The organism is Halalkalibacter oceani (assembly GCF_040544555.1).
GTDB classification, from domain to species: Bacteria; Bacillota; Bacilli; order Bacillales; family Bacillaceae_D; genus Halalkalibacter; species Halalkalibacter oceani.
On sequence record NZ_JBEPKD010000012.1, the window covers coordinates 18,659 to 39,797 of the forward strand.

Annotated in this window: 23 protein-coding genes; 18 read left to right on the forward strand and 5 right to left on the reverse strand. The window is 47.1% G+C overall.

What is annotated here, in order from left to right:
• Positions 1-45 precede the first annotated feature (45 nt).
• The 12 genes from ABMB67_RS13685 (at position 46) to ABMB67_RS13740 (ending at position 11,376) form a co-directional block, all read left to right on the forward strand.
• Positions 46-1,311 carry a nickel-dependent lactate racemase family protein gene (locus tag ABMB67_RS13685; protein ID WP_354572418.1) on the forward strand — a complete coding sequence of 422 codons (1,266 nt, stop codon included), beginning with the start codon at positions 46-48 and terminating at the stop codon, positions 1,309-1,311.
• Positions 1,312-1,384: 73 nt separating this feature from the next.
• Positions 1,385-2,527, forward strand: coding sequence for a hypothetical protein (locus ABMB67_RS13690; protein WP_354572419.1), 1,143 nt, complete (start codon positions 1,385-1,387; stop codon positions 2,525-2,527).
• Between the two features lie 73 nt (positions 2,528-2,600).
• Positions 2,601-4,094 (forward strand): tripartite tricarboxylate transporter permease, encoded by a 1,494-nt coding sequence (locus tag ABMB67_RS13695; RefSeq protein WP_354572420.1) that lies wholly within the window; start codon positions 2,601-2,603, stop codon positions 4,092-4,094.
• On the forward strand, positions 4,091-4,525 hold the full coding sequence (locus ABMB67_RS13700; RefSeq protein WP_354572421.1) for a tripartite tricarboxylate transporter TctB family protein: 435 nt from the start codon (positions 4,091-4,093) through the stop codon (positions 4,523-4,525). Before ABMB67_RS13695 ends, ABMB67_RS13700 begins: the two co-directional genes overlap by 4 nt.
• A gap of 21 nt (positions 4,526-4,546) precedes the next feature.
• Positions 4,547-5,911, forward strand: coding sequence for an acyclic terpene utilization AtuA family protein (locus ABMB67_RS13705; RefSeq protein WP_354572422.1), 1,365 nt, complete (start codon positions 4,547-4,549; stop codon positions 5,909-5,911).
• A 12-nt stretch (positions 5,912-5,923) separates the two neighbouring features.
• Positions 5,924-6,232 (forward strand): DUF4387 domain-containing protein, encoded by a 309-nt coding sequence (locus ABMB67_RS13710; protein ID WP_251222987.1) that lies wholly within the window; start codon positions 5,924-5,926, stop codon positions 6,230-6,232.
• 85 nt (positions 6,233-6,317) lie between these two features.
• Positions 6,318-7,364, forward strand: coding sequence for an AbrB family transcriptional regulator (locus ABMB67_RS13715; RefSeq protein WP_354572423.1), 1,047 nt, complete (start codon positions 6,318-6,320; stop codon positions 7,362-7,364).
• 238 nt (positions 7,365-7,602) lie between these two features.
• Positions 7,603-8,871: an ammonium transporter gene (locus ABMB67_RS13720; RefSeq protein ID WP_251222989.1), complete on the forward strand. Its 1,269-nt coding sequence runs from the start codon at positions 7,603-7,605 to the stop codon at positions 8,869-8,871.
• A gap of 2 nt (positions 8,872-8,873) precedes the next feature.
• Positions 8,874-9,893, forward strand: a complete 1,020-nt coding sequence (locus ABMB67_RS13725) for a DUF294 nucleotidyltransferase-like domain-containing protein (RefSeq protein ID WP_251222990.1) — start codon at positions 8,874-8,876, stop codon at positions 9,891-9,893.
• Positions 9,884-10,636, forward strand: coding sequence for a 3'-5' exonuclease (locus ABMB67_RS13730; RefSeq protein ID WP_251222991.1), 753 nt, complete (start codon positions 9,884-9,886; stop codon positions 10,634-10,636). The genes ABMB67_RS13725 and ABMB67_RS13730 overlap by 10 nt, the downstream gene beginning before the upstream one ends.
• Before the next feature lie 31 nt (positions 10,637-10,667).
• A complete protein-coding gene (locus tag ABMB67_RS13735; protein ID WP_349775612.1) occupies positions 10,668-10,928 on the forward strand; it encodes a MerR family transcriptional regulator in 261 nt (86 codons plus the stop codon).
• A gap of 178 nt (positions 10,929-11,106) precedes the next feature.
• Complete coding sequence (locus ABMB67_RS13740) at positions 11,107-11,376, forward strand: DUF5327 family protein (RefSeq protein WP_251222992.1); 270 nt, start codon at positions 11,107-11,109, stop codon at positions 11,374-11,376.
• Between the two features lie 124 nt (positions 11,377-11,500).
• On the opposite strand, the gene ABMB67_RS13745 is transcribed toward ABMB67_RS13740, so the two are convergent.
• On the reverse strand, positions 11,501-12,121 hold the full coding sequence (locus ABMB67_RS13745; protein WP_251222993.1) for a GNAT family N-acetyltransferase: 621 nt from the start codon (positions 12,119-12,121) through the stop codon (positions 11,501-11,503).
• A 143-nt stretch (positions 12,122-12,264) separates the two neighbouring features.
• Here ABMB67_RS13745 and ABMB67_RS13750 point away from each other — a divergent pair, with 143 nt between their 5' ends.
• Complete coding sequence (locus ABMB67_RS13750; RefSeq protein ID WP_251222994.1) at positions 12,265-12,639, forward strand: DUF423 domain-containing protein; 375 nt, start codon at positions 12,265-12,267, stop codon at positions 12,637-12,639.
• A gap of 129 nt (positions 12,640-12,768) precedes the next feature.
• Here ABMB67_RS13750 and gerQ read toward each other — a convergent pair whose 3' ends face one another.
• From gerQ to hemQ, 3 genes are all read right to left on the reverse strand, one after another.
• Entirely contained in the window at positions 12,769-13,263 is a 495-nt protein-coding gene (gene gerQ / locus ABMB67_RS13755; RefSeq protein ID WP_354572424.1) for a spore coat protein GerQ, read from the reverse strand.
• A gap of 30 nt (positions 13,264-13,293) precedes the next feature.
• Positions 13,294-13,725 carry a cell wall hydrolase gene (locus ABMB67_RS13760; RefSeq protein WP_354572425.1) on the reverse strand — a complete coding sequence of 144 codons (432 nt, stop codon included), beginning with the start codon at positions 13,723-13,725 and terminating at the stop codon, positions 13,294-13,296.
• Positions 13,726-13,997: 272 nt separating this feature from the next.
• Positions 13,998-14,747, reverse strand: a complete 750-nt coding sequence (hemQ, locus tag ABMB67_RS13765) for a hydrogen peroxide-dependent heme synthase (protein WP_354572426.1) — start codon at positions 14,745-14,747, stop codon at positions 13,998-14,000.
• 358 nt (positions 14,748-15,105) lie between these two features.
• On the opposite strand from hemQ, the gene pta reads away from it, so the two are divergent.
• Positions 15,106-16,101 (forward strand): phosphate acetyltransferase, encoded by a 996-nt coding sequence (pta, locus tag ABMB67_RS13770; RefSeq protein ID WP_354572468.1) that lies wholly within the window; start codon positions 15,106-15,108, stop codon positions 16,099-16,101.
• A gap of 23 nt (positions 16,102-16,124) precedes the next feature.
• Here the strand turns inward: pta and ABMB67_RS13775 are convergent, their stop codons facing one another.
• Positions 16,125-16,967, reverse strand: coding sequence for a lipoate--protein ligase family protein (locus tag ABMB67_RS13775; RefSeq protein WP_354572427.1), 843 nt, complete (start codon positions 16,965-16,967; stop codon positions 16,125-16,127).
• A 166-nt stretch (positions 16,968-17,133) separates the two neighbouring features.
• Between ABMB67_RS13775 and ABMB67_RS13780 the strand changes: the two genes are divergently transcribed.
• From ABMB67_RS13780 to ABMB67_RS13795, 4 genes are all read left to right on the forward strand, one after another.
• Positions 17,134-17,358 carry a YuzB family protein gene (locus ABMB67_RS13780; RefSeq protein ID WP_251223001.1) on the forward strand — a complete coding sequence of 75 codons (225 nt, stop codon included), beginning with the start codon at positions 17,134-17,136 and terminating at the stop codon, positions 17,356-17,358.
• A gap of 309 nt (positions 17,359-17,667) precedes the next feature.
• Positions 17,668-18,912, forward strand: coding sequence for a dicarboxylate/amino acid:cation symporter (locus tag ABMB67_RS13785; protein ID WP_354572428.1), 1,245 nt, complete (start codon positions 17,668-17,670; stop codon positions 18,910-18,912).
• Between the two features lie 234 nt (positions 18,913-19,146).
• The gene (locus tag ABMB67_RS13790; RefSeq protein WP_354572429.1) at positions 19,147-20,445 is read left to right on the forward strand and encodes an HD domain-containing protein; all 1,299 of its coding nucleotides are present in this window, start codon (positions 19,147-19,149) and stop codon (positions 20,443-20,445) included.
• 18 nt (positions 20,446-20,463) lie between these two features.
• The gene (locus ABMB67_RS13795) at positions 20,464-20,970 is read left to right on the forward strand and encodes a YwgA family protein (RefSeq protein ID WP_251223004.1); all 507 of its coding nucleotides are present in this window, start codon (positions 20,464-20,466) and stop codon (positions 20,968-20,970) included.
• The last annotated feature ends 169 nt before the right edge of the window (positions 20,971-21,139 follow it).

Consider the following 21,139-nt stretch of genomic DNA (forward strand, 5'->3'; position numbering starts at 1 on the left):
AGAGCTGAAAGGTGCTGAAAGCACGTCGAGGAAAGGTGAACAAATATGGATAAGATAGAGATTCCTTATGGAGAGAAACAGAAACAAATCGAAAAACCGGAGAATTCGAGGGTGTTATTACCAATTGATATGCCGCCGTTGCCGAACCCGCGCGCGGAAATGGCGAGGAAGTTAAAACATCCGACAGGAAGTCCCTCCTTGAGAGAAATATGTATGGGGAAAGAATCGATTGTAATTGTCATCAATGATATTACAAGGCCGAGTCCGACAGACTTATTCGTTGAAGAAATGCTGAAGGAGATTGAAAAAGCCGGGATTACAGATGATCAAGTGACGTTAGTTGTTGCTTTAGGAAATCATCGTCCGAATACAGAAGAAGAATTAAAAAGGATGGTTGGTGAAAAGGTCTACAGCCGGGTGAAAATCATTAATCATGATTGCTACGATGAAAAGAATCTGGTTCATCTCGGTTTTACGAAAAGAGGCTTGCCGATTATTGTCAATCGGTACGTGGCCGAGGCATCTGTCCGGATCTTAACGGGAATTATTACTCCGCATCAATCGGCTGGTTACAGTGGAGGAAGAAAAAGCATAATGCCTGGAGTGGCCGGAATTGAGGCGCTGACAAAGCATCATTCCTTTCCGATAAGATCCTATCATCCGATTCTTGGACAAATGATCGATAATCCATTTCATGATGAAGCGCTTGAAGCGGCCAAGCGGGTCGGCGTCGATTTTATTTTGAATGTAGTGAAGAACAGTAAGAAAGAGATTGTCTCTGTGGTCGCAGGAGATTTGGAGCAGGCTCACGCTGAAGGGGTAAGCATTTGTGATAAAAGCTGGAAGGTGAAAGTGGATCGTTATTATGACATTGTCATTACCAGTCCGGGAGGCTACCCAAAGGATTTCGATCTCCATCAGGCGCAAAAAGCGCTGTCAGCGGCAGAGGTCGTCACAAAAAAAGGAGGCGTCATTATCCTCGTGGCAGAATGCCGTGACGGAGTGGGCAAGTATGCGAAATGGCTGGTGGAAGCCAGCGACCCTCAGGAAGTGATTGATACATTTGAAAGAGTTGGTTTTACTCCCGATCACTCTTCGAAGGCTTTTATGCTGGCACGAGCGCTTAAGAATCATCATGTTATTCTTGTCGATCCGCAAATCGATCCTGCTTTAGTTGAAGATATGTTTTTTATTTATGCTTCAACACTAGAGGAAGCCTTGAATAAGGGCTATCATATAATGGGTGATGCAGCAGAGACTCTATTTATTCCCCATGCGATTGATTGCATTCCGGAGGTCAACCTCCAATAAATGTAAGCGCATACGATTTGGATGGAGCGCGTTGTTTTACAAAATAGGAAAGTTTTTAAGGAGGAATTATTGTATGAAGTCTAAGAAAATGAAAAATTGGTTTGTTGTCATGATTGTAAGTTTATTGTTTTTAGCAGCCTGTAATTCGTCCTCTTCCTCAGAAAATGGAAGTGGAAGTGAGACAGGCAGTGGGGATGGAGCATTTTACGATGGGGAGACGTTAGAAGTTATTGTACCATTTAGTGCGGGAGGCGGAACAGATACGCTGTTTAGGTATTTGGCCCAGTATATGAAGGAGCACACGGAAGGGAATCCTGCCCTTCAAGTGGTGAATATTGAAGGAGGAGGAAGTATAAACGGCGCCAATGAATATGTCGATTTACGCGAGCCAGATGGATTAACCGCTTTAGCTACAAGCGCTTCGACGAAGATCCCGTTCTTAATTGGTCAGGAAGCGGTTCGTTACGATTTGAGAGAACTTAAGCCAATCATTGGCACGCCAAACGGGGTAGTTCTGTACACCTCCCCTGATACAGGATTAACAGAAGGAAAGGATTTACTGGATACAGATCAGGAATTAATTCTCGGAGCAACCTCTCCTACAGGCATCGACGTCATGACCTTACTTGCCTTGGAAGTATTGGGAGTGAAGGATAACATTCAGATCATTTTTGGCTATGAAGGAGCAGGAGCGTCACGGATCGCCTTTGAACAAGGAGAAACAAATCTTGACTATCAAAGTGGAACGGCTTATCAAAGTGATGTTACGCCAATGGTAGAAGCCGGGCAAGCGATCCCGCTCTTTACCTACGGTTTTACCGGAAGTGATGGTGATATTGTTAGTGATCCTGCCTTTCCGGAAATTCCGACAGTAAAAGATGTCTATGTGGATATGTATGGGGAAGAGCCTTCCGGCGAAGCGTGGGAAGCCTATAAAGCATTTGTCGGTATCGTCAATAACTTGCATAAATCACTTTGGCTTCATGCCGACGCCCCACCTGAAGCAGTCGCTGCTTTACAGGAAGGTGCAGCGGGTGCTGTAGCAGACGAGCAGTTTATAGAAGAGGGCGCTGAAATTCTTGGTGGGTATGATCCGTTGGTTGGAGAGGATCTGGAGTCAGCGATTAGTGCACTGACGAGTATTAATGAAGAAACATTAGCGTGGGTAAGAAATTACTTGCGTGAGGAATATGACGTAACCGGTTTAATTGATTAAAAGATAGTGGGTGAATGCTGTAGTGAAAGTCTGACTACAGCATTCGCTATTCACCAGGAATGGAGGTATCATCTTGTTTGAAGCAGCATTGGAAGCACTGTTAATCGTGTTAGATCCCTCGAGGATTTTGTTTATTTTTCTAGGCATTTTAGTCGGGATCACAGTAGGATTTTTGCCGGGGCTTGGAGGCCCTGTCGGGATGTCCCTGCTGCTACCTTTTATTTTCGGAATGGATCCTTTTACGGGAATTGCCTTGTTAATTGGGATGGTAGCCGTCATCCATACCGCGGATACGTTCCCTTCTGTATTAATTGGGGTCCCCGGTTCTTCCGGCTCTCAGGCGACGATTATGGACGGCTATCCACTGGCTCAGCAAGGCCAGGCCGCCAGGGCTTTGGGAGCTGCATTTATTTCTTCTATTATCGGTGGAGTTATCGGCGCCATCATTTTATTTTTAGCGATTCCGATTGGCCGGCCGCTCGTATTGGCGTTTAGTTCCCCGGAACTCTTTATGCTAGCGATACTCGGATTGAGTATGGTCGGAATTTTAGCGGGTAATTCCATTTTCAAAGGATTGTCTGCGGGGGCACTTGGTATGTTGCTGGGCTCCGTCGGTGGAGCGCCGGCTACCGCCGAATACCGGTTTACGTTCGACTGGATTTATTTATTCAATGGTATTCCCCTTACCGTGTTGGCTCTTGGTCTTTTTGCGCTGCCGGAAATGATTGATTTGCTCGTTGAAAAAAGAAGTGTGTCCAAAGGGCAGACCGTGGGTGGCAACCGAATGCAAGGGTTGAAAGATGTTATAAAAAACAAATGGCTCGTCTTCCGCAGTGCGGTGATGGGAGCTTTTATCGGCTTTATTCCAGGACTTGGAGGAAGCGTGGTCGACTGGATCAGCTACGGTGTGGCCAAACAAACATCAAAGAATGCTGAGAACTTTGGCAAGGGAGACATCCGGGGTGTCATTGCGCCTGAGAGCGCCAATAACGCCAAAGAAGGCGGGACGCTCATTCCGACCTTAATGTTCGGTATACCGGGCAGTGGAACGACGGCGATCCTATTAGGCGGACTGATCGTTCTCGGGGTAGAGGCCGGGCCAAGCATGCTGACGACGGACTTGCCTATCACGTTGACGATTGTCTGGACTCTTGCTTTAGCGAATATATTCGGGGCAGGTATTTGTTTTTTACTGGCCCGTCCTATTTCAAAAATCAGCACAATCCCTGCCGAGAAGCTTGTTCCTTTTCTACTTATCATCATGATGATCGGGGCGTATCAAAGCACCAGGCATTGGGGAGATTTTATAATTTTCATTGTAATTGGTCTCATTGGATGGTGCATGAAACACCTCGATTGGCCGCGTGCCCCGTTACTCGTCGGCTTCGTTCTTTCGACTTCAGCGGAACGTTATTTACATCTGTCCATGTCGAGATATGGTTTTACGTGGCTCACTCATCCTAAAGTAATCATTATCGGCCTGATCACCATTTTGATCATTATTGCCGGGTTTTATATGAAGAGAGTGAGCGACCGTCAACATAAAGGTGGAGGGATGACAACATGAAGGTAAAAAAGCAGACGCTGTCTCTCGTTTTTTCTGTACTCATGCTGCTTTTATTTGGATACATGGCGATTGAAGCGACCAACTTTCAATCATTGGCGAAATATTTCCCATTAACCATCGCCATTTTTGCGATTCTCGTATGTTTGATCGATCTACTGTTGCAATTGAAGCGCCGAAGCAAAACAACGGATGTTTCGTCGACCACTAGTTTGAAAGTATTGATTTATATCGGTTGGATTGTTGGTTATCTTGTGCTCATTTTCTTCCTTGGTTTTATCGTTGGCACAGCAGTGTTTTTATTCGCCTTTCTTTATATTGAGACAGGATTCAAAATAGTGAAAGCGGCAGTAACGATGGGAATTACGATCGCAGTTATTTTCCTTTTTGGACGTGTGATTGGCTTATATTGGCCGTCGGGAATGTTTTTTTGAGAATAAAGGAGGCGGAAGAAGATGAATGTCATTCGAATCGTAGCCGGAACAGGGATGCTAGGGACCGGGTATTCAATTGAAAGCTTTCGTAAAGCGCTTTCCTTAAAACCGGACGTGATAGGCTGTGATGCAGGTTCCACTGATCCGGGTCCCTATTATTTAGGAGCGGATCAGCCGATGGTTTCACGAGAAGCAACGAAGCGGGATTTGACTTATATGATTGAAGGAGCGCTGGAGTACGAAATTCCTCTGCTGATCGGAACGGCGGGAACCGCCGGGACGAATAAACTCGTTGATTGGACTGTCGAGATCGTAGCGGAGATTCTTCAGGAAAAAAAGATGCACTGTAGAGTTGCGAAAATATATTCCGAGATTTCAACCGATCAGCTGTTGAATTATTATTCACAAGGAAAACTAAAGCCGTTGGAAAATGCGCCAGAGCTCGGTGAGGAAGAGATTAAACGCCTAAGCAAAGCGGTCGGACAAATGGGGGTAGAGCCATATATTGAAGCATTAAAAAATGACGCGCAAATCATCATTGCCGGGCGTTCAAGTGATACTTCCATTTATGCCGCCGTTCCGATTATGAAAGGGTTAGAAAATGGAGCTGTCTGGCATGCTGCGAAAATATTGGAATGTGGTGCCGGCTGTGTAGTGAACAGGCTTCATCCAGACAGCATGTTCGCGACGATCGAGGAGGATCATTTTGTGATTGAGCCGCCGAATGAAAAGATGAGCTGTAGCCCGGCAAGCGTGCTCTCCCACTTTTTATATGAAAATACAGATCCTTATTTCTTAAAGGAGCCTTCAGGCACATTGGATACGAGCAAAGCCACGTATACAGAGCAGGGAGAGCGGGCTGTCAAAGTGGCAGGGAGTGAATTTCATCGGGCGGATCAGTATACAATTCGAGTGGAGGCCGTCGAACTCGTCGGCCATCGCCGGATTTGCATCGGCGGAATCCGTGATCCTTTTGTTTTGAAGCAGCTGTCTGAGTTTCTTGAAGAGGCCTTTCGGGTTGTGAAAAGAAAAGTGAGCGATAGCTTGGCAATTGAAGAAAATGACTATCAGCTGGCCCATAGAGTCTATGGACAGGCCGGGGTGATGGGGCGGTTAGAGCCGGAGCGGGAATTTGGCCATGAGGTTGGTCTATTATTCGAAGTCATTGCAGAAACGCCTGAGCAAAGCGAAGCGATTATGGCGATTGCCTGGCATACGCTCCTCCATCATCCAATAAAGGAATGGTCCGGTCTAGTCAGCCAGGTCGCTTTCCCTTTCTCCCCTCCGGATGTCAGTATGGGAGAAGTGTTCCGCTTTGCAGTTAATCATGTTATCGAAGTGCAGGATCCTTTAGAACTTTTTACGATTGATTACATTGAGCTGTAAAGGGGGAAGAAAATGATGACTTTAGGAAGTGTAGCAAAGCTGATTCGCTCAAAAAACGCCGGTCCTTTTATGCTGACGATTGATATTATTATGGACAGTGAAGAAAACTATCTGTTAGTGAAACATTCCACCAAGCTGTCTAAAGCGTTCATTGCTTCTTTATATGATTTAACAGCGGAAGAGATAAGCCTCATATATTGCGATGAGGTGAAAGCTCTCAAAATTTCGTTCCCGAGACCTGTCAGTTCAGGGGATATTGGCGATGGTGATGTTTTTGGCGGTCAGCAGCATGGACCGCTTGTCGAGCTTGACTTCTCATAAAAACTGCCTGCCGAAAGAAAAAGTGGTAAAATAAAGGAGCAAAGAGGCAACAGTGAAGTTGTCGAACAAGCGGGAGGCGCTTCTTATGCAAAAAATCCTTTATCTGATCATTGCGATAACCGTTGGCGGGTTATGCGCGTTAGGGCAAGTTCCCGCAGGCTGGTTGCTGGGTTCTCTTGTCACGGGCCTTATCTGTGCCTTTTTTATAAAAAAATTATATTTTCCTGATAGTTTGTTTAAAGTGGCGCTTGCGATCATTGGCGCAACAATCGGCTTTAGAGTGATTCCCGAGCAGTTTATCACCTACCGCTCATTGTTGCTGCCTTTTGTTTTTGTGTTCCTGTTAACGATCACAGGGGGATTGCTGCTCGGTAAGTTCATGCAACGTTTTTCAAGCCTGCATCCGAACACGGCTTTTTTTTGCTGTATGCCGGGTGGCGCTTCGGAAGTCATCGCGCTGAGCAAGGAGTATGGGGCTGACCAGCAGGTTGTGGCTGCGTTCCACACGACGAGAATTACGGTGTTCGTTCTCTTTATACCACTCATTATCGGATTAAACGTACCGATTCCGGCGCAAAATGGTTCAGCTGGCGGGGTGATGATTGGTGACGCGCTTCTTTCTTTCGTCTGTATCGGCGGAATCGGTCTTGTCACCCTGTTGCTCGGGAAGCGGATTCCGCTCCCGGGTTCGTCGCTGTTTCTGGCGATTGCGCTCGGGTTTGTCTTTCATCAATGGGTCGTGCCGACGCTTGAGATTCCCAGCTTTGTTTCCGGCATTGCCCAAGGGCTGATGGGGGCGATTATCGGAATCCGGTTTGATAAGGAAACGCTTTTGGAGTTGAAAGAAATTGGCGGTGTCAGTTTAATGACGCTGGCGCTTTATTTTGTAATGAGCTTTGGGCTGGCGGGGCTGTTTTACTTACTGACGCCGCTTGAGTTCTTCACCAGCCTTTTGAGTGTCGTGCCGGCCGGTGCTGCTGAAATGGCTTCGACCGCGACGGCGCTCCATGTTGAGCCGATGATGGTTGCCACCTTGCAAATGATGAGGGTATTAACGCTGTTTGCGGCGTTGCCGTTTTTAATTAAATGGTTTTCAAAGCCGGTCAACGAAAGAAAGAAAGTGCGGGTTTAAACGGAATAAGCGGGAAAACAGATCGCCTTAAAGGTTGAACATCCAGCCTTTAAGGCGATTATTTTTTGGGCTCAGTGATCGGAAATCATTCCATCTTACATTGGAAATCAAAAAGCATGTCAGCAAACCTGACAAGGGTGTGGAATCAAAAAAGGAAGAACGTATAATAAGAACTAACAAGAGATGTCAGCTTCCCTGACGCTGACATGTTCTATTAATGAGAGGAGAGAGATGAGAAATGGATGCATTAGTACTTATGGATAATCTTTGGGTCATGGTTGCTGCAATTTTAGTTTTATTTATGCAAGGTGGATTTATTCTTTTGGAAGCAGGCTCAACAAGAATGAAAAATGCGGGTCATATCGCTGGTAAGACCATTTTCACAGTCGGTATTGCTTCGCTCGTGTACTGGGCTGTCGGATGGGGCTTCGCCTATGGGGAAGGAAATTCGTTTATCGGGTTGTCTGATTTCTTCTTCGGCGATACTTCGACAGCAGAAGAAGGGTTAGTCGGTTCGGTTGACTTTTTCTTCCAGGTAATGTTTGCGGCGATCGCGTTAACGATTGCTTTCGGCGGTTTCGCAGAGCGGGCGAAGCTATCAGCTTATCTCGTCTTCGCTGTCTTATTCACTGCTTTTGTTTATCCGATTGTCGCTCACTGGATTTGGGGCGGAGGTTGGTTATCTGAGCTAGGAAAGCAAGACTTTGCCGGCTCAACGGTTGTTCACTTAACAGGTGCAATGGGGGCATTGGCGGCTACGATTCTATTAAAGCCGCGTTTAGGGAAATACAACAAAGATGGTTCAGTCAACGAAATTGCTGGGCACAACCAAGTGTACACGGCATTGGGTGTTTTGATTCTGTGGGTCGGTTGGTTCGGTTTTAACGCAGGTAGTACATTAGGAGTAGCAGATGCGTTCTTCGGATATGTAGCTCTAAATACGCAATTGGCCGCGGCGGCGGGTGCGGTTGCAGCGCTGTTCATTGCTTGGGCGATGACAGGAAAATCAGATGTCCCAACAATGTTAAATGGGGCTTTAGCAGGTCTTGTTGCGATCACAGCAAGTTGTGCGTTCGTTGCTCCGTGGGCAGCTGTTATCATCGGTATTATTGGTGGTCTCATCGTATTCTTCAGTATGAAATTCTTTGATAAAGCCCGGATTGATGATCCGATTTTCGCTTTATCGGTTCATGGTGTAGCCGGGGTCTGGGGAACGATTTCAACTGGTTTCTTTGCGACACCTGAGCTTGCCGAAATGAATGGTGGTAGTGCCGGCCTCTTCTATGGCGGAGGACTTGGCCAGTTAGGCGTTCAAACGTTAAGTGTTGTCGCTTGTGGAGCGTTCGCGTTTATCGCGTCTTACATCCTGTTGCTTGTAACGAAAGCCCTAATTGGCGGCTTGCGTGTAACAGAAGAAGAGGAAATTGTCGGTCTTGACTTAAGTGAGCATGGCAGCTACGGTTATCCTGAAAGCATGCAAGGTCAAAATAAAAGCACAGGAGCGTAAGCATGTCAGAGGCCAAGGTTTATCCGATGAAGCAAAATGAAGAATGGGATGAATGTAAACAGCAGCTGTATCAGGAACGTCTTCGTAAGATTCATCAGCAGGAGCATACCTCGACCTCACTTCAACAGAGTCACGAAGAGATAATTGGCAAAGCGGTCAGTCTCGCTTTAAATAGGACTGAAAGTGAGTGGGGCAGGCCTCCTGCTCACTTTGCTTTCTTTTTAATGGGAAGTGGAGGCAGACTGGAGCAATCTTTTTGGAGCGATCAGGATCATGGTATTGTGTTTGAAAGCGAAAATGAAGAGGACCAGAAGTATTTCCTCCATTTAGGAAACGAAATTGTCGATGTGTTGGCCGCGGTTGGCTATGAGCGATGTGACGGTAAAGTGATGGCGTCGCATCCGCGCTGGTGCCGCTCGTATTCAAGCTGGGAAGCCCAGCTCAAGCATTGGCTGAGCGAGGATAAATGGGAAACGCTGCGGCATACGCTGACATTTGTTGATGCTCGTCCGATGCAGGGGGAAGACAGGCTGGTCAAGGATTTAAAGTCGTTTCTTTTTCAGGAAGTGAAGAAGCATCCCGGCTATTTGCCGCGGCTGACCGAAAATACAGGGAAGCTGCGGAAAGGGGTCGGGCTGTTCAATCAATTGCTCGTTGAGACAAAAGGGGAGCATATCGGTAAATTTGATTTGAAGCAGATTGTCCTGTTCCCTTATGTCAATGCGCTCAGACTTCTGGCGATTGAAGAGGAAATCTTCGCTGCTTCGACGCTTGGGCGATTTGAAGAGCTTTCTCCGGCATTTGCTTCCGTTAAGGAGCTGAAGCCTTCTTTTGAGAAATTATTGGAAAAAAGACTACAATGGCAAAAGACGACAGAGCGGTATGGGGACATCCATCACCTTTCCCTCCATGAGCTTAACGATGAAGATAAACAACTGTTGAAAAGCTGGGTAAAGGAAGGTCATCAGCTGTACCGGGAAATTGAAAAACGCTATAAAAAGGGTGGATCAACATGGTCATGAATTCCATGGTACAACTGGTGAAGCAGCTATCAGGAAAGCTGAGTCCTTCCATTTATACGTCGATGCAGCAGCAGTCGGCAGCGGCGCGCCTTTCCCATTTGCGTCAAATACAGCGGGAGCTGAAGCAGGAAGATGTATTGGATAAGAGTTTGGCAGAGCTGCCTTTTGTCGTTTTTGATTTGGAAACGAGCGGTTTCTACCCTGACAAAGGAGACTGTATTCTATCCATTGGCGCTGTGAAAATGAAGGGGAGCGACATTTTAACGGAGGAAACGTTTTACTCAACGATCCAGTGTAAAAAGGAGCCGTCGGATGAGGTGCTTGAGCTGACGGGCCTTACACGGGATGAACTGGCCGCTTCTCCACCCTTGGCTGAAGTACTGACAGATTTTTATCAATTTACGGGGCACGCGACCTTAGTCGCTCATCATGCAAGTCATGAAAAAAGTTTTATGTCTCATGCAACATGGCAAACTTTACGAACAACCTTTCAGCACCGTATCATCGATACGTCCTTTTTAACCAAAGTGGTAGTACCGACAAAAAAGCTTGTTACGTTAGATGAATGTTGTGAGTATTTCAATATTCCAGTTCAGAAGAGGCACCATGCTAAGGAAGACGCTCTGATGACAGCAAGACTTTGGCAGGAAAATATACACTTAGCGAGGGAAGCTGGCTTTGACACGTTGCGGGACGTCTACACTTTTTTAGCAAAAGGTCGTACAGGAGAAACGTCTAGATAAAGAATAGGTGAATGAAGGAGGAGGGGAGGGAGTGAAACCCGATATTCCACGTGAGCAGGCTTGCTTTCCAATTCGAGTTGTAATGGAAATGACAAATCTGTCTGCACGACAAATTCGTTATTATGAGGAACAAGGTTTAGTGAAGCCCTCACGCAATGAAGGAAACCAGCGAATGTTTTCGATTGAAGATATCGAGCAGTTTCGCGAAATTAAACGATTTATTGAACAAGGGGTGAATATCGCGGGGATTAAAGCGATTTTCGCTGCAAAGGAACAGGACAAACGAGACTGATCACTTGAAAAAGGTGGTTGGTCTCTTTTTTAAGGTTAGAACGGATGAACGTGTGGGAGTGATGCGGGAAGGTGCCGGCTCCGCCATGCTCTAAATAAAAGCGCTACAGGTGGCTTTTCTCTTATAGGCTTCTCTTTCTGCCTATGCTAAGATGATATCAAGAAAGCGAGGGAGTTGAATGAACATACCTGCACAGAAAATTATTCACCATATAGACGTGCAAGTTGCGGCGCTGAAAAAGGCGGCGGCTGCCGGCGAGGCGGTCCGGGTAAGCGAATGTGCCACGGCGATCGAGGCGTATTGCCAGTTGCTGAAAGGGGCAGAGAAGCAAGAGCAAGCTGCCTCTGTCAACCAGCCGACCGTCACCCCTAAGCCGTTAAGCTTTGTCCAGCCGACACTCCATGAAAAAGAGGAAGATAAGGACAAGGGGAGCTTGTTGGATTTTTAGCGTTTAGAAAGTTTAAGGCAGCCGCAATGGCTCTGCACGCTGCCCATCTGACAGGAGAAGCCCATTCCTGTCAAATTCCAAAACCTTGCAGCGGCTCCGCACATTGCTACTAACAACGGCGACATTAGTCGCTGTTATTAGTCCATTCGACGAGGACGGCGTTGTGGAGTGATTCGTCGTCGTCGACGTAGTTTGGCAGCACTTGAAGCGGCGTCAACCCTTGCTTGAGCATGAACGTGAGGACGAGATCCTTGATTTCCTGTCGTTCGACCGCCTTTACATATTCGTCCGGCGAGAGCGTGCCGGCATATTTATGATAATCGGGAATGCGGCAGCCGGCGAGAAAACGGGCGAGGCCGCGCTCACGTACAAGCTGTTTGCGGGCTTCATAGAGCGCTTTGGCGACACCTTTGCCGCGAAAGCTCGGGCGGACGCACACATCGATTCCGTATAAGCTGTCCCCGTCAGGCTCGTGACTCGCCCGAATGTAGCCATTATCGGCGATCTCGGCCCACGTGTGGGGCTTTCCGTTATACGTTGTCAGAAGCGAGGTTGCTGAGCCAACGACAGTACCATCTATTTCCGCTAATAGGGCGCCGGCGGGGAAAGTGTCGACGTGGGCCTGAATCTGTTCAGGAGACCACCAAAGCTCCGGCGGGAAGGGCGGCGGAAAAGCTTCCTTCTGCAAATCCAATAACTGCGGGTAATCCTCGATTGTGTAACGTCTGATTGTAATAGAAGACAAGATCAGTCACTCCTTTGTGTCGACGGCTATTGTCCTTATTTTAGCGTAACGTCGCAAAGGAGTCTATTGGCGATCCTTTGACGTCTGTAGCAATATTCGCTATTGTATTCATAGAAGAAACGACAGGAATAGGAGTTGTCAGTATGGCGAAAATCTTTCTTTTACTAGGTAGTCTTTTGATGGCATTGGCGGTAGTGATCGGGGCATTTGGCGCTCATGGTCTCGAAGGCCGTTTGTCAGAGCGGATGATGAAAAATTACCAAACAGGAGTCCAGTATCATATGATCCACGGGATCGGTCTCCTGCTCGTCGGTTTGGTGGCAATCAAGCTGGCGTCTTCTTCTTTACTCACCGGAGCCGGCTGGAGCTTTGTCGTCGGGATTGTCCTCTTTTCAGGAAGCTTGTATGCGATGGCATTAACCGGTGTAACAAAGCTGGGCGCCATCACGCCAATCGGTGGACTTGCTTTTATCATCGGCTGGATTTTGCTGGGGATCGCAGTCGTTCGCGGCTTGTAGAGGATTGTGGGAAAGGCGAAGCATTGAAGGAGCTGTTACAAAACGGCTGGGCGAAAGGTTGTTTGTCCCTTTCGCCCAGCCTTTAGTTTTGTCCCGCCCCCGGTTAGCAAACGAAGCGATTGCCAATCTTTATGGCCGCGGTGAATACTGTGTAAGCGGCGTTTGCCCGCCGTAAGGGTATTCATAGTCAATTGGGTCTTCAAATGTCACATAGTCCAACGTGACCATCAACAGCAAATAATGCATCCCTGTCTCCGGGTCACCGACGATAATGTGGTCGCGGCCGGCTTCCTCGATTCTTCCTCTGAAAATTTTCGCATTCCATTGGTCATTGTTTTCATAGGTCATATAAAAAGTCGCCATTTTCCCCCGGTTGAGCCGGAGAATATTTTCAATAAAGGATTGTTCCAGTGGCAGCAACCCTCCCTGATTCTGGGCAGCCTGCTGCTGCTGGACAAAGCCTGGAACCTGATAATTTTGCGCAGAAAAATAAGGCATCTGGCCTTGAGCCTGGGTCTGTGGCTGCGGCTGCATCGGCTGTGCATATCCTTGCTGCTGCGCATAGCCGTAGTTTTCGAAGCCTTGTGTCGCCTGATTCCATTGCTGGTTAGGTTGTTGACTCATATTTCTCGCCCCCTCTTTTTTTATCAAGATTTAATAAGTGCTATACACTTCCGGACATTCTGATGCAAGCGGAGTATAAAAACAATGAGATTTGTACCTTCCTGAGTTCCATTGCCCCCACCATTGGGGCGGGCAAGCCCCTTCAGGCCTGAAAAACCATAACGCAAATTCTCCGGGGTTGAACCGTTCTCCATTTACTACCCGTTGAGCCAGTCTTTTGTCGCGCTCTCTCGCCCGTTGATAAAAGTATCCTTTCTGTGTCGCTTCAAAGCCGCCGGGCGATTGAAAGGTCATCTGTGGGATCGTGGTAATATTGGCAAAATCGAGACAGCGGACTCTCGTTCGATTCACCATCACGTTTCCGGCATTGAGCATTCCAAGTTCCCCATCTCCTTCAGCCTCTGCTCGCATCAGGCGTGCAAGCATATCAATGTCGCTGGATGAAGCCTTTATAACAGCCATCCATTCACCTCCCATAAAGTTGGCAATCTCAGATGTCGTGAAGCGCATTGCCTTTATATGTAACGAAGACATCGGCTGACGCAGACAGTACAGTTACTTCACTATATGAGGAAAAAGAAAGGCATATACCTCTTTTTAAGAGCCTGCTTAAAAAAACGAGGGTATGTCAAAAAGGGGTGATTTCCCTTTTGACATACCCTCTGCTGTTAAGAAAACTGTTTTAATGCAGGCTGGACAAAAGGTCAAAGAAACAACCTTTTCTCCCGGCCTCGTTAAGCGTGGAAATAACGGGACAGCTCGTCTGGATCGAGAATATTTCCGACATAGAAAGAGCCAAATTCGCCGTAACGCGCTGACACTTCATCAAAACGCATTTCATAGACAAGCTTCTTAAATTGAAGAACATCATCGGCGAATAACGTTACGCCCCATTCCCAATCATCGAAGCCGACTGAACCTGTAATAATTTGTTTCACCTTTCCAGCGTAGCTCCGTCCAATCATGCCGTGGCTTCTCATAAGAGAACGGCGGTCATCCATCGAAAGCATGTACCAGTTATCCTCGCCTTGTCGACGCTTGTCCATTGGATAAAAGCAGACATGTGCCGACTTCGGAAGAGTCGGATACAAGCGGGAACGCACATGAGGATTTTCGTAAGGGTCGCCGTCGCTTTCCCCGGCCATATAATTGCTGAGCTCCACAACAGACACATAGGAATAGGTCGGAATTGTAAATTCAGCGAGGCGTGTTTTGTTAAAGGCATTCTCAATCTCATTCAGTTCCTGCATCGTCGGACGAAGAAGCATGAGCATGATGTCGGCCTTTTGCCCGACAATCGAGTAAATCGCATGACTTCCTTGTTCTTTTGCCTCGGTCTGCTCCCACTTTTCAATCATCGCGTGGAATTCAGCTAAAATCTGTTCCCGTTCTTCTGTAGAAATCGACTTCCAGGCCGGCCAGTTGATTGTACGGAAATCATGAAGACAATACCAGCCATCTAATGTTATCGCAGCTTCACTCATTGAAAACAGCTCCTTTTTATGACCATCTGCCGGACGCTTTTGCGCACCGTATCAATAGCACTATACCATATTTATCGACGGGGAAAAAAGCAAATGACCGGGGGGAGGCTAAGGAAACGGACCTTGTTCACAAAATAGTCATCTGCCTGCTGTACATAACAAATCGATTACTGGCCAAGCTATAAAAACGTTTGAATAGGTGAAAAACAGGAAAAAAAAGAGTATGGAAGCGTAATCAATAAGATTTTTTGAAAAATTGATATTATAATGAACTTGACAAAATCGGTTTCAATTTTAACGGGAGGAAGGTATCCTTGAAAGAGATCATTTCGTGAAAGAAAAAGAGGAGGATGCTGTAGTGGGTAATCTCTTTACAGATATAAAGGAAAAGGTCGAAAAGCACCGGCCGACGATTGTTTTGCCTGAAGGAACAGATGAACGAATTCTTGAGGCGGCCGCCAATTTGGCGAACGACCAGGTGATAAAGCCGCTTTTAATTGGAAATGAAGCAGACATTAAGGGGAAGGCAACGGAAATCAATGTCAATCTTAGCGGAGTACCGATCATTGATCCAGCGTCCTATAGCGGGATCGACGAGATGGTGGCGGCCTTTGTGGAACGCCGCAAAGGAAAAGAAACGGAACAATCAGCGCGGGAAAAACTGCAGGATGTGAATTATTTCGGTACAATGCTTGTCTATATGGAAAAAGCCGACGGCCTCGTCAGCGGGGCGGCCCATTCAACCGGGGATACGGTTCGCCCGGCTTTACAAATCATTAAAACATTGCCAGGTATTCAACGAACGTCAGGCGTCTTTGTGATGGTAAAGGATGAAAAGAAATTCGTTTTCGGCGATTGCGCGATCAATATCGCGCCGACGAGTGAGGAATTAGCGGAGATTGCGATTGCAACCGCTGAAACGGCGAAAGTGTTTGGCTTAGACCCCAAAGTCGCGATGCTCAGCTTCTCCACGAAAGGCTCCGCTTCCTCGATCGAAACGAAAAAGGTCACGGAGGCGACGAAAATCGCCCAGCAAGCCCGGCCCGACCTAGTGATTGATGGCGAATTTCAATTCGATGCCGCGTTTGTTCCGGCGGTCGCTCAGAAGAAGGCTCCTGATTCGCCGCTTCAAGGGCAGGCCAATGTCTTTATTTTTCCGAGTCTGGAGTCCGGCAATCTTGGCTACAAAATTGCCCAGCGGCTTGGTGGATATGATGCCATTGGTCCGATATTGCAAGGCTTGAATAAGCCGGTCAATGATTTATCCCGCGGCTGTAACGCTGCCGATGTTTATAAATTGTCGTTAATTACCGCGCTCCAGGCGATTAACCAGAGAGAGTCTGTCGTGATGTAAGCAGACAAGGCTGACGAAAAAGGTCAATTCATTCCTTTTTGTGTCAGCCTTTTTTCATTGCGGCTGGCAATTCGTTCATAGTTCGTACTAAATAATGCCGTCTCCTCGGTCGAGGAAAGATGAGGATGGACATCGACCTTCTGCTGCAAAAGATGCAACAGCCGTTCATTTAAGCCGGCAACTGTTAAACCTGAATCGAGCAGTTCTGCTAACGAAGCCATGGTGGCAGGCTGAATCAGCGGATAGTCGACGGAAGGATTCGTTTCAGGGACGGCAAGATGATAAAAATCCCGCAGCAAGGCGGCCCTGCCTGAGCCTGAGCCTTCCACGCACAGGTAAATTTGGACAGCGATCCCCCCGCGTATCCGGCGCTGGGAGATGCCGGCAAACTTTTTGCCGTCAATGCTTAAATCATAGCTTCCCGGGCAATAGGAGCCGACGATTTCATATGCCTGGATCGGCCTTTCGTAATCAGCGAGCAGCTCCTTTATCGTGCTGTACATTTGTTCATAAGCTGCATCAATTGTCATGCCTTTTATCTCAGGTAATAAAAGCGAGATGTTTAAAATTCCGCTATCCAGCAGGACGGCGAGACCGCCAGAGTTTCGGACGATCACGCGGTATCCCTGCTCTTCTAAATAAGAGCAGCCAGCCTCAACAGCCGGCAGACGTGTATCCTGAATACCGAGAACGACGGTGTCGTGATGAACCCATGTCCGTACAAGCGGGATCGCCTGTTTTTGACCGATTAATGTGCAAAATGTGTCATCATAGGCAAAGGATTGCAGCGCATCAAAAGCCGGACCGAAGCGCGTTTGATCAAGCCAGCGCCATTGGGGGGAAATCGTCTGTAAATCATAGTTCATGGGAGGCAGCTCCTATAGATAAATTCTCAAACAAGCTCATTATAGCATGCCGCTGAAAGGATTGCTTCCTTCAAAATATGTGCTATACTGAAGGGTAGCGTTACAAACAATTTTATCGATTTGATATAGATGAGAAGAAAAATGAATAAGGAAAGGAACATCAGAAATGGCTAATGAATTTCGCATTTGTGATGAATGTCAAGCGACCAATGTGAAGACGCTCCTTCCACGGCTAAAAAAGGTTGACGGGGAGGCGAAGATCGATATTCGCTGCCAGTCTTACTGTGGACCGGGGAGAAAAAAGTCGTTTGCATTTGTGAATAATCGGCCTGTAGCTGCACCAGACGAGGATCAATTAATCGAAAAAGTGATTAGTAAACTTTCTAAATAAGAGGCGGGGTCATAAGGTAGTTTTTTTTACCTTTTGCCCGGCTTCTTTTGTATCAAGCTCATTAAAGTTGTTATCCTAAAAAAACCGGGCTGCGCTATAGTCCCTAGGTCCTGATGGAATCAGATGGAAAACATTTCAAGTAAGTCCTTAAACCTACATAATTAGTTAATGGTTGTCTAAAAGACATTTTACTGATAAAATTTTGAAACGTAAGTGAGTTTCGAGATTGGCCGTCTCGGGAAATAATAAATGCCAGAATATTTTTGACTTTAGATGGTAGGAATGAAGAAACGGATTGGAGGCTAGGCTATGAGTTTAACGAAAAAAATAGTAATCGCCCTCATTTTGGGTATTATTGTAGGCTTAGGTTTCAATCTTTTTGCACCTAACGCTTTTACTCCGCTTGACACGTATGCGTTAACCCCGCTCGGTCAGCTTTTCCTGAAAGTGATCACGATGCTCGTTGTGCCGCTTGTATTCTTTTCTATTGTGCTCGGAACAGCCGGAATTGGTGATCCGAAGCAGCTTGGACGCATTGGTTCGAAAACGATCGCTTATTATTTGGTGACAACTGCAATCGCTCTCGTTATCGGGATCGCCGTTGCCTACATATTGCAGCCGGGGCAGCCGGGATTAATGGGAGAAGGCGAAGCGGAATATTCGGCAGAAGAGGCTCCGCCGATCATGGAAACATTGTTAAATATTATTCCAGAAAATCCGATCGAAGCGATGGCGACAGGAGAGATGCTGCAAATTATCGCTTTTGCCGTCTTTATCGGTTTTGCGTTAGCGAAGCTCGGAGACAAGACACGCGGGATTCTCCGGCTAATGGAACAGGGAAATGAAATTATGATGTATCTCGTAACCGTGGCGATGAAGCTGGCACCGATTGGGGCGTTTGCTTTAATCGCTTCGGCGCTCGGGAAGCTCGGCCTTGATGCGCTAGGTTCAATGATGATGTATGTCATCGCGGTTGTGCTAGCTTTAGTTATTCATGCCATCTTAACCTACGGTGGTTTGATCGCTTTGTTGGCGAGGCAAAATCCAATTGATTTCTTTAAAGGATTTTTCCCGGCGATGACCGTCGCCTTTGGTACGTCGAGCAGTAACGCAACGTTGCCGCTGTCGATGAAAACGGCACAGGAGAACCTCGGGGTTTCCAAGCCGGTGTCAAGCTTTGTTCAACCGCTGGGGGCGACGATTAATATGGATGGGACCGCCATTATGCAAGCGGTCGCGACGGTTTTTATTGCCCAGGTCTATGCTGACCAGCTGACAATAGGTGATTTGCTAACTGTTATATTAACAGCAACGTTAGCCAGTATCGGAACGGCAGGTGTACCAGGAGTAGGGATGATTATGCTGGCGATGGTGCTTCAGTCTGTTGGATTACCGGTCGAAGGAATCGCCCTTGTGCTAGCAGTGGACCGAATTTTAGATATGCTTCGTACGGCGGTCAACATTACCGGCGATGCTTCTGCGGCGGTCATCATCGACCGGACTGAGGCAAAGCATATCGAGAAAGAGGCTGCCGCGAGCGCGCGGAGAGCCTAGGAAGAAGAACCTTATCAGCCTTCTGGATTCCCGGAGCGCTGGTAAGGTTTTTTTCAAAAGATAAGAAAGAATAAAATTTTCGGGTTGATTCGAGGAAGGGTGGCGGCTTCGCACGCCGCTTCTAAGAAAAGCCGCTACGCGGTTTTCTTAGAAGAGAAATGAGAAACGCGCTAACAAAATGTGTTCCTGTTCGTATATAATAAAGGTACGACTCTATGGAAACGAGAGGGAACTATGGCTAAACCTTACTATCGTCAATTAGAAGAAGAAAAAGTGTTTAAGGACCCGGTGCACCGCTATATTCATGTGAGAGATGAACTGATATGGGAATTGATCGGCACGAAGGAATTTCAGCGTCTTCGGCGGATCAGGCAGCTCGGCACGACGTATGTGACGTTTCATGGGGCCGAGCATACGCGCTTTAATCATTCACTTGGCGTTTATGAAATTACCCGCCGCATTCTTGAAGTGTTTGAAGGGCGGCCAAATTGGGAAGAGGATGAGCGATTGCTGGCGCTTTCAGCGGCGCTCCTCCACGATGTAGGACACGGGCCATTTTCTCATTCCTTTGAAAAAGTATTTGATACCGACCACGAGGAATGGACGCGCGAGATTATCATGGGGAACACCGAAATTCATCAAGTGTTGGCGCGGGTGAGCCCGGAGTTTCCGAAGGCGGTCGCTGATGTCATCGAAAAAACCTATTCCAATAAGCTGGTGACAAGCATCATTTCAAGTCAGATTGATGCTGACCGGATGGATTATTTGCAACGCGATGCCTACTATACCGGTGTGAGCTACGGTCACTTTGATATGGAACGAATTTTGCGGGTGATGAGGCCGATGGAAGATCAGGTTGTGATCAAGCAGAGCGGCATGCACGCGGTGGAGGATTATATTATGAGCCGCTATCAAATGTACTGGCAAGTTTACTTTCATCCGGTGACACGCAGCGCGGAAGTGATTTTGAGCCAAATTTTCAAGCGGGTGAAAGCCTTGTATCACGCGGGCTATTCCTTTACTCATCAGCCGGTTCACTTTCTTTCCTTTTTTCATGGAAAAGGGAGCTTGCGCGACTATTTAAGGCTCGATGAAGCGATAACCCTGTATTATTTCCAAGTTTGGCAGGAGGAAGAGGATCGCATTTTGCGTGATCTTTGTGTAAGATTCCTTAATAGGCGTCTTTTCAAGTATGTCGAATTTGACCCGAATCAGCGGATGAATGACTGGCCTAGGCTGCAGGAGCTGTTTCGTGAAGCGGAGCTTGATCCTGACTATTACCTGGTGATCGATTCTTCGTCTGATCTGCCTTATGATTTCTACAGACCTGGCGAAGAGGAAGAACGGATGCCGATTCATCTTATTTTACCGAATGGAAAGATCCGCGAGCTTTCGCGTGAGTCGGAGGTCGTTGAAGCGATATCAGGAAAGAAGCGCACGGATCATAAATTGTATTTTCCGCATGATTGCCTGAGCGACGAAGGGGAGCATCGGCGGAGTAAGCAGCAGATTCGTGAATTATTAAATCCATAACGGGAGGAGGGGTTGGCATTGCTGAAGGACCATGCCAATGTCATGAGCCTTTTCTTGCAGGTCGGCGAGGTCGTCGGGAGAAAAAAACTGCAAAAAATGATCTACATCGCGAAAAAGCTGGACATGCCTTTTTCCGAGCGTTACACCTTTCATATGTTCGGCCCTTATTCAGAAGAGCTGTCATTGCGAATGGAGGAACTGTGCAACCTCGGATTTATGACGGAAACGAGAGAAGATAAAGGCAACTATTATCAGTACCGATATCAGCTATCTGAATCAGGCAGACGCTTTTTGGAATTATATCAATTTGAGCAGCCGGATGTGAGAGAGCTGGCCGCTCGGTTAAACGAGCAGAGCTCCCGCTTTCTCGAGCTTGTCTCGACGTTACTATATTTTGAAGAGCTGCCGCGTGAGGAAGTCGAGGAAAAGGTATTTACTTTAAAGCGCAAGCAAAATTACCGCGAAGAAGAAATTGACCAGGCTTATGATTTTATTGGTGTTTTGAAAGAGTCAGTGTCAAAGTAACTACATAAGGGACGCATCAAGATTAGCGAAGCCTTGTTTTGGGGCTTGAAACAAAACTAGCTTAGAGGCTTGGCAAAAGGTTGTTTGATTACCTTTGCCAAGCCTCTATTTTTATGCAAATATAATGATTGTCAATAAACGGGCAATCGACTAGGATTAAAAAAGAAGG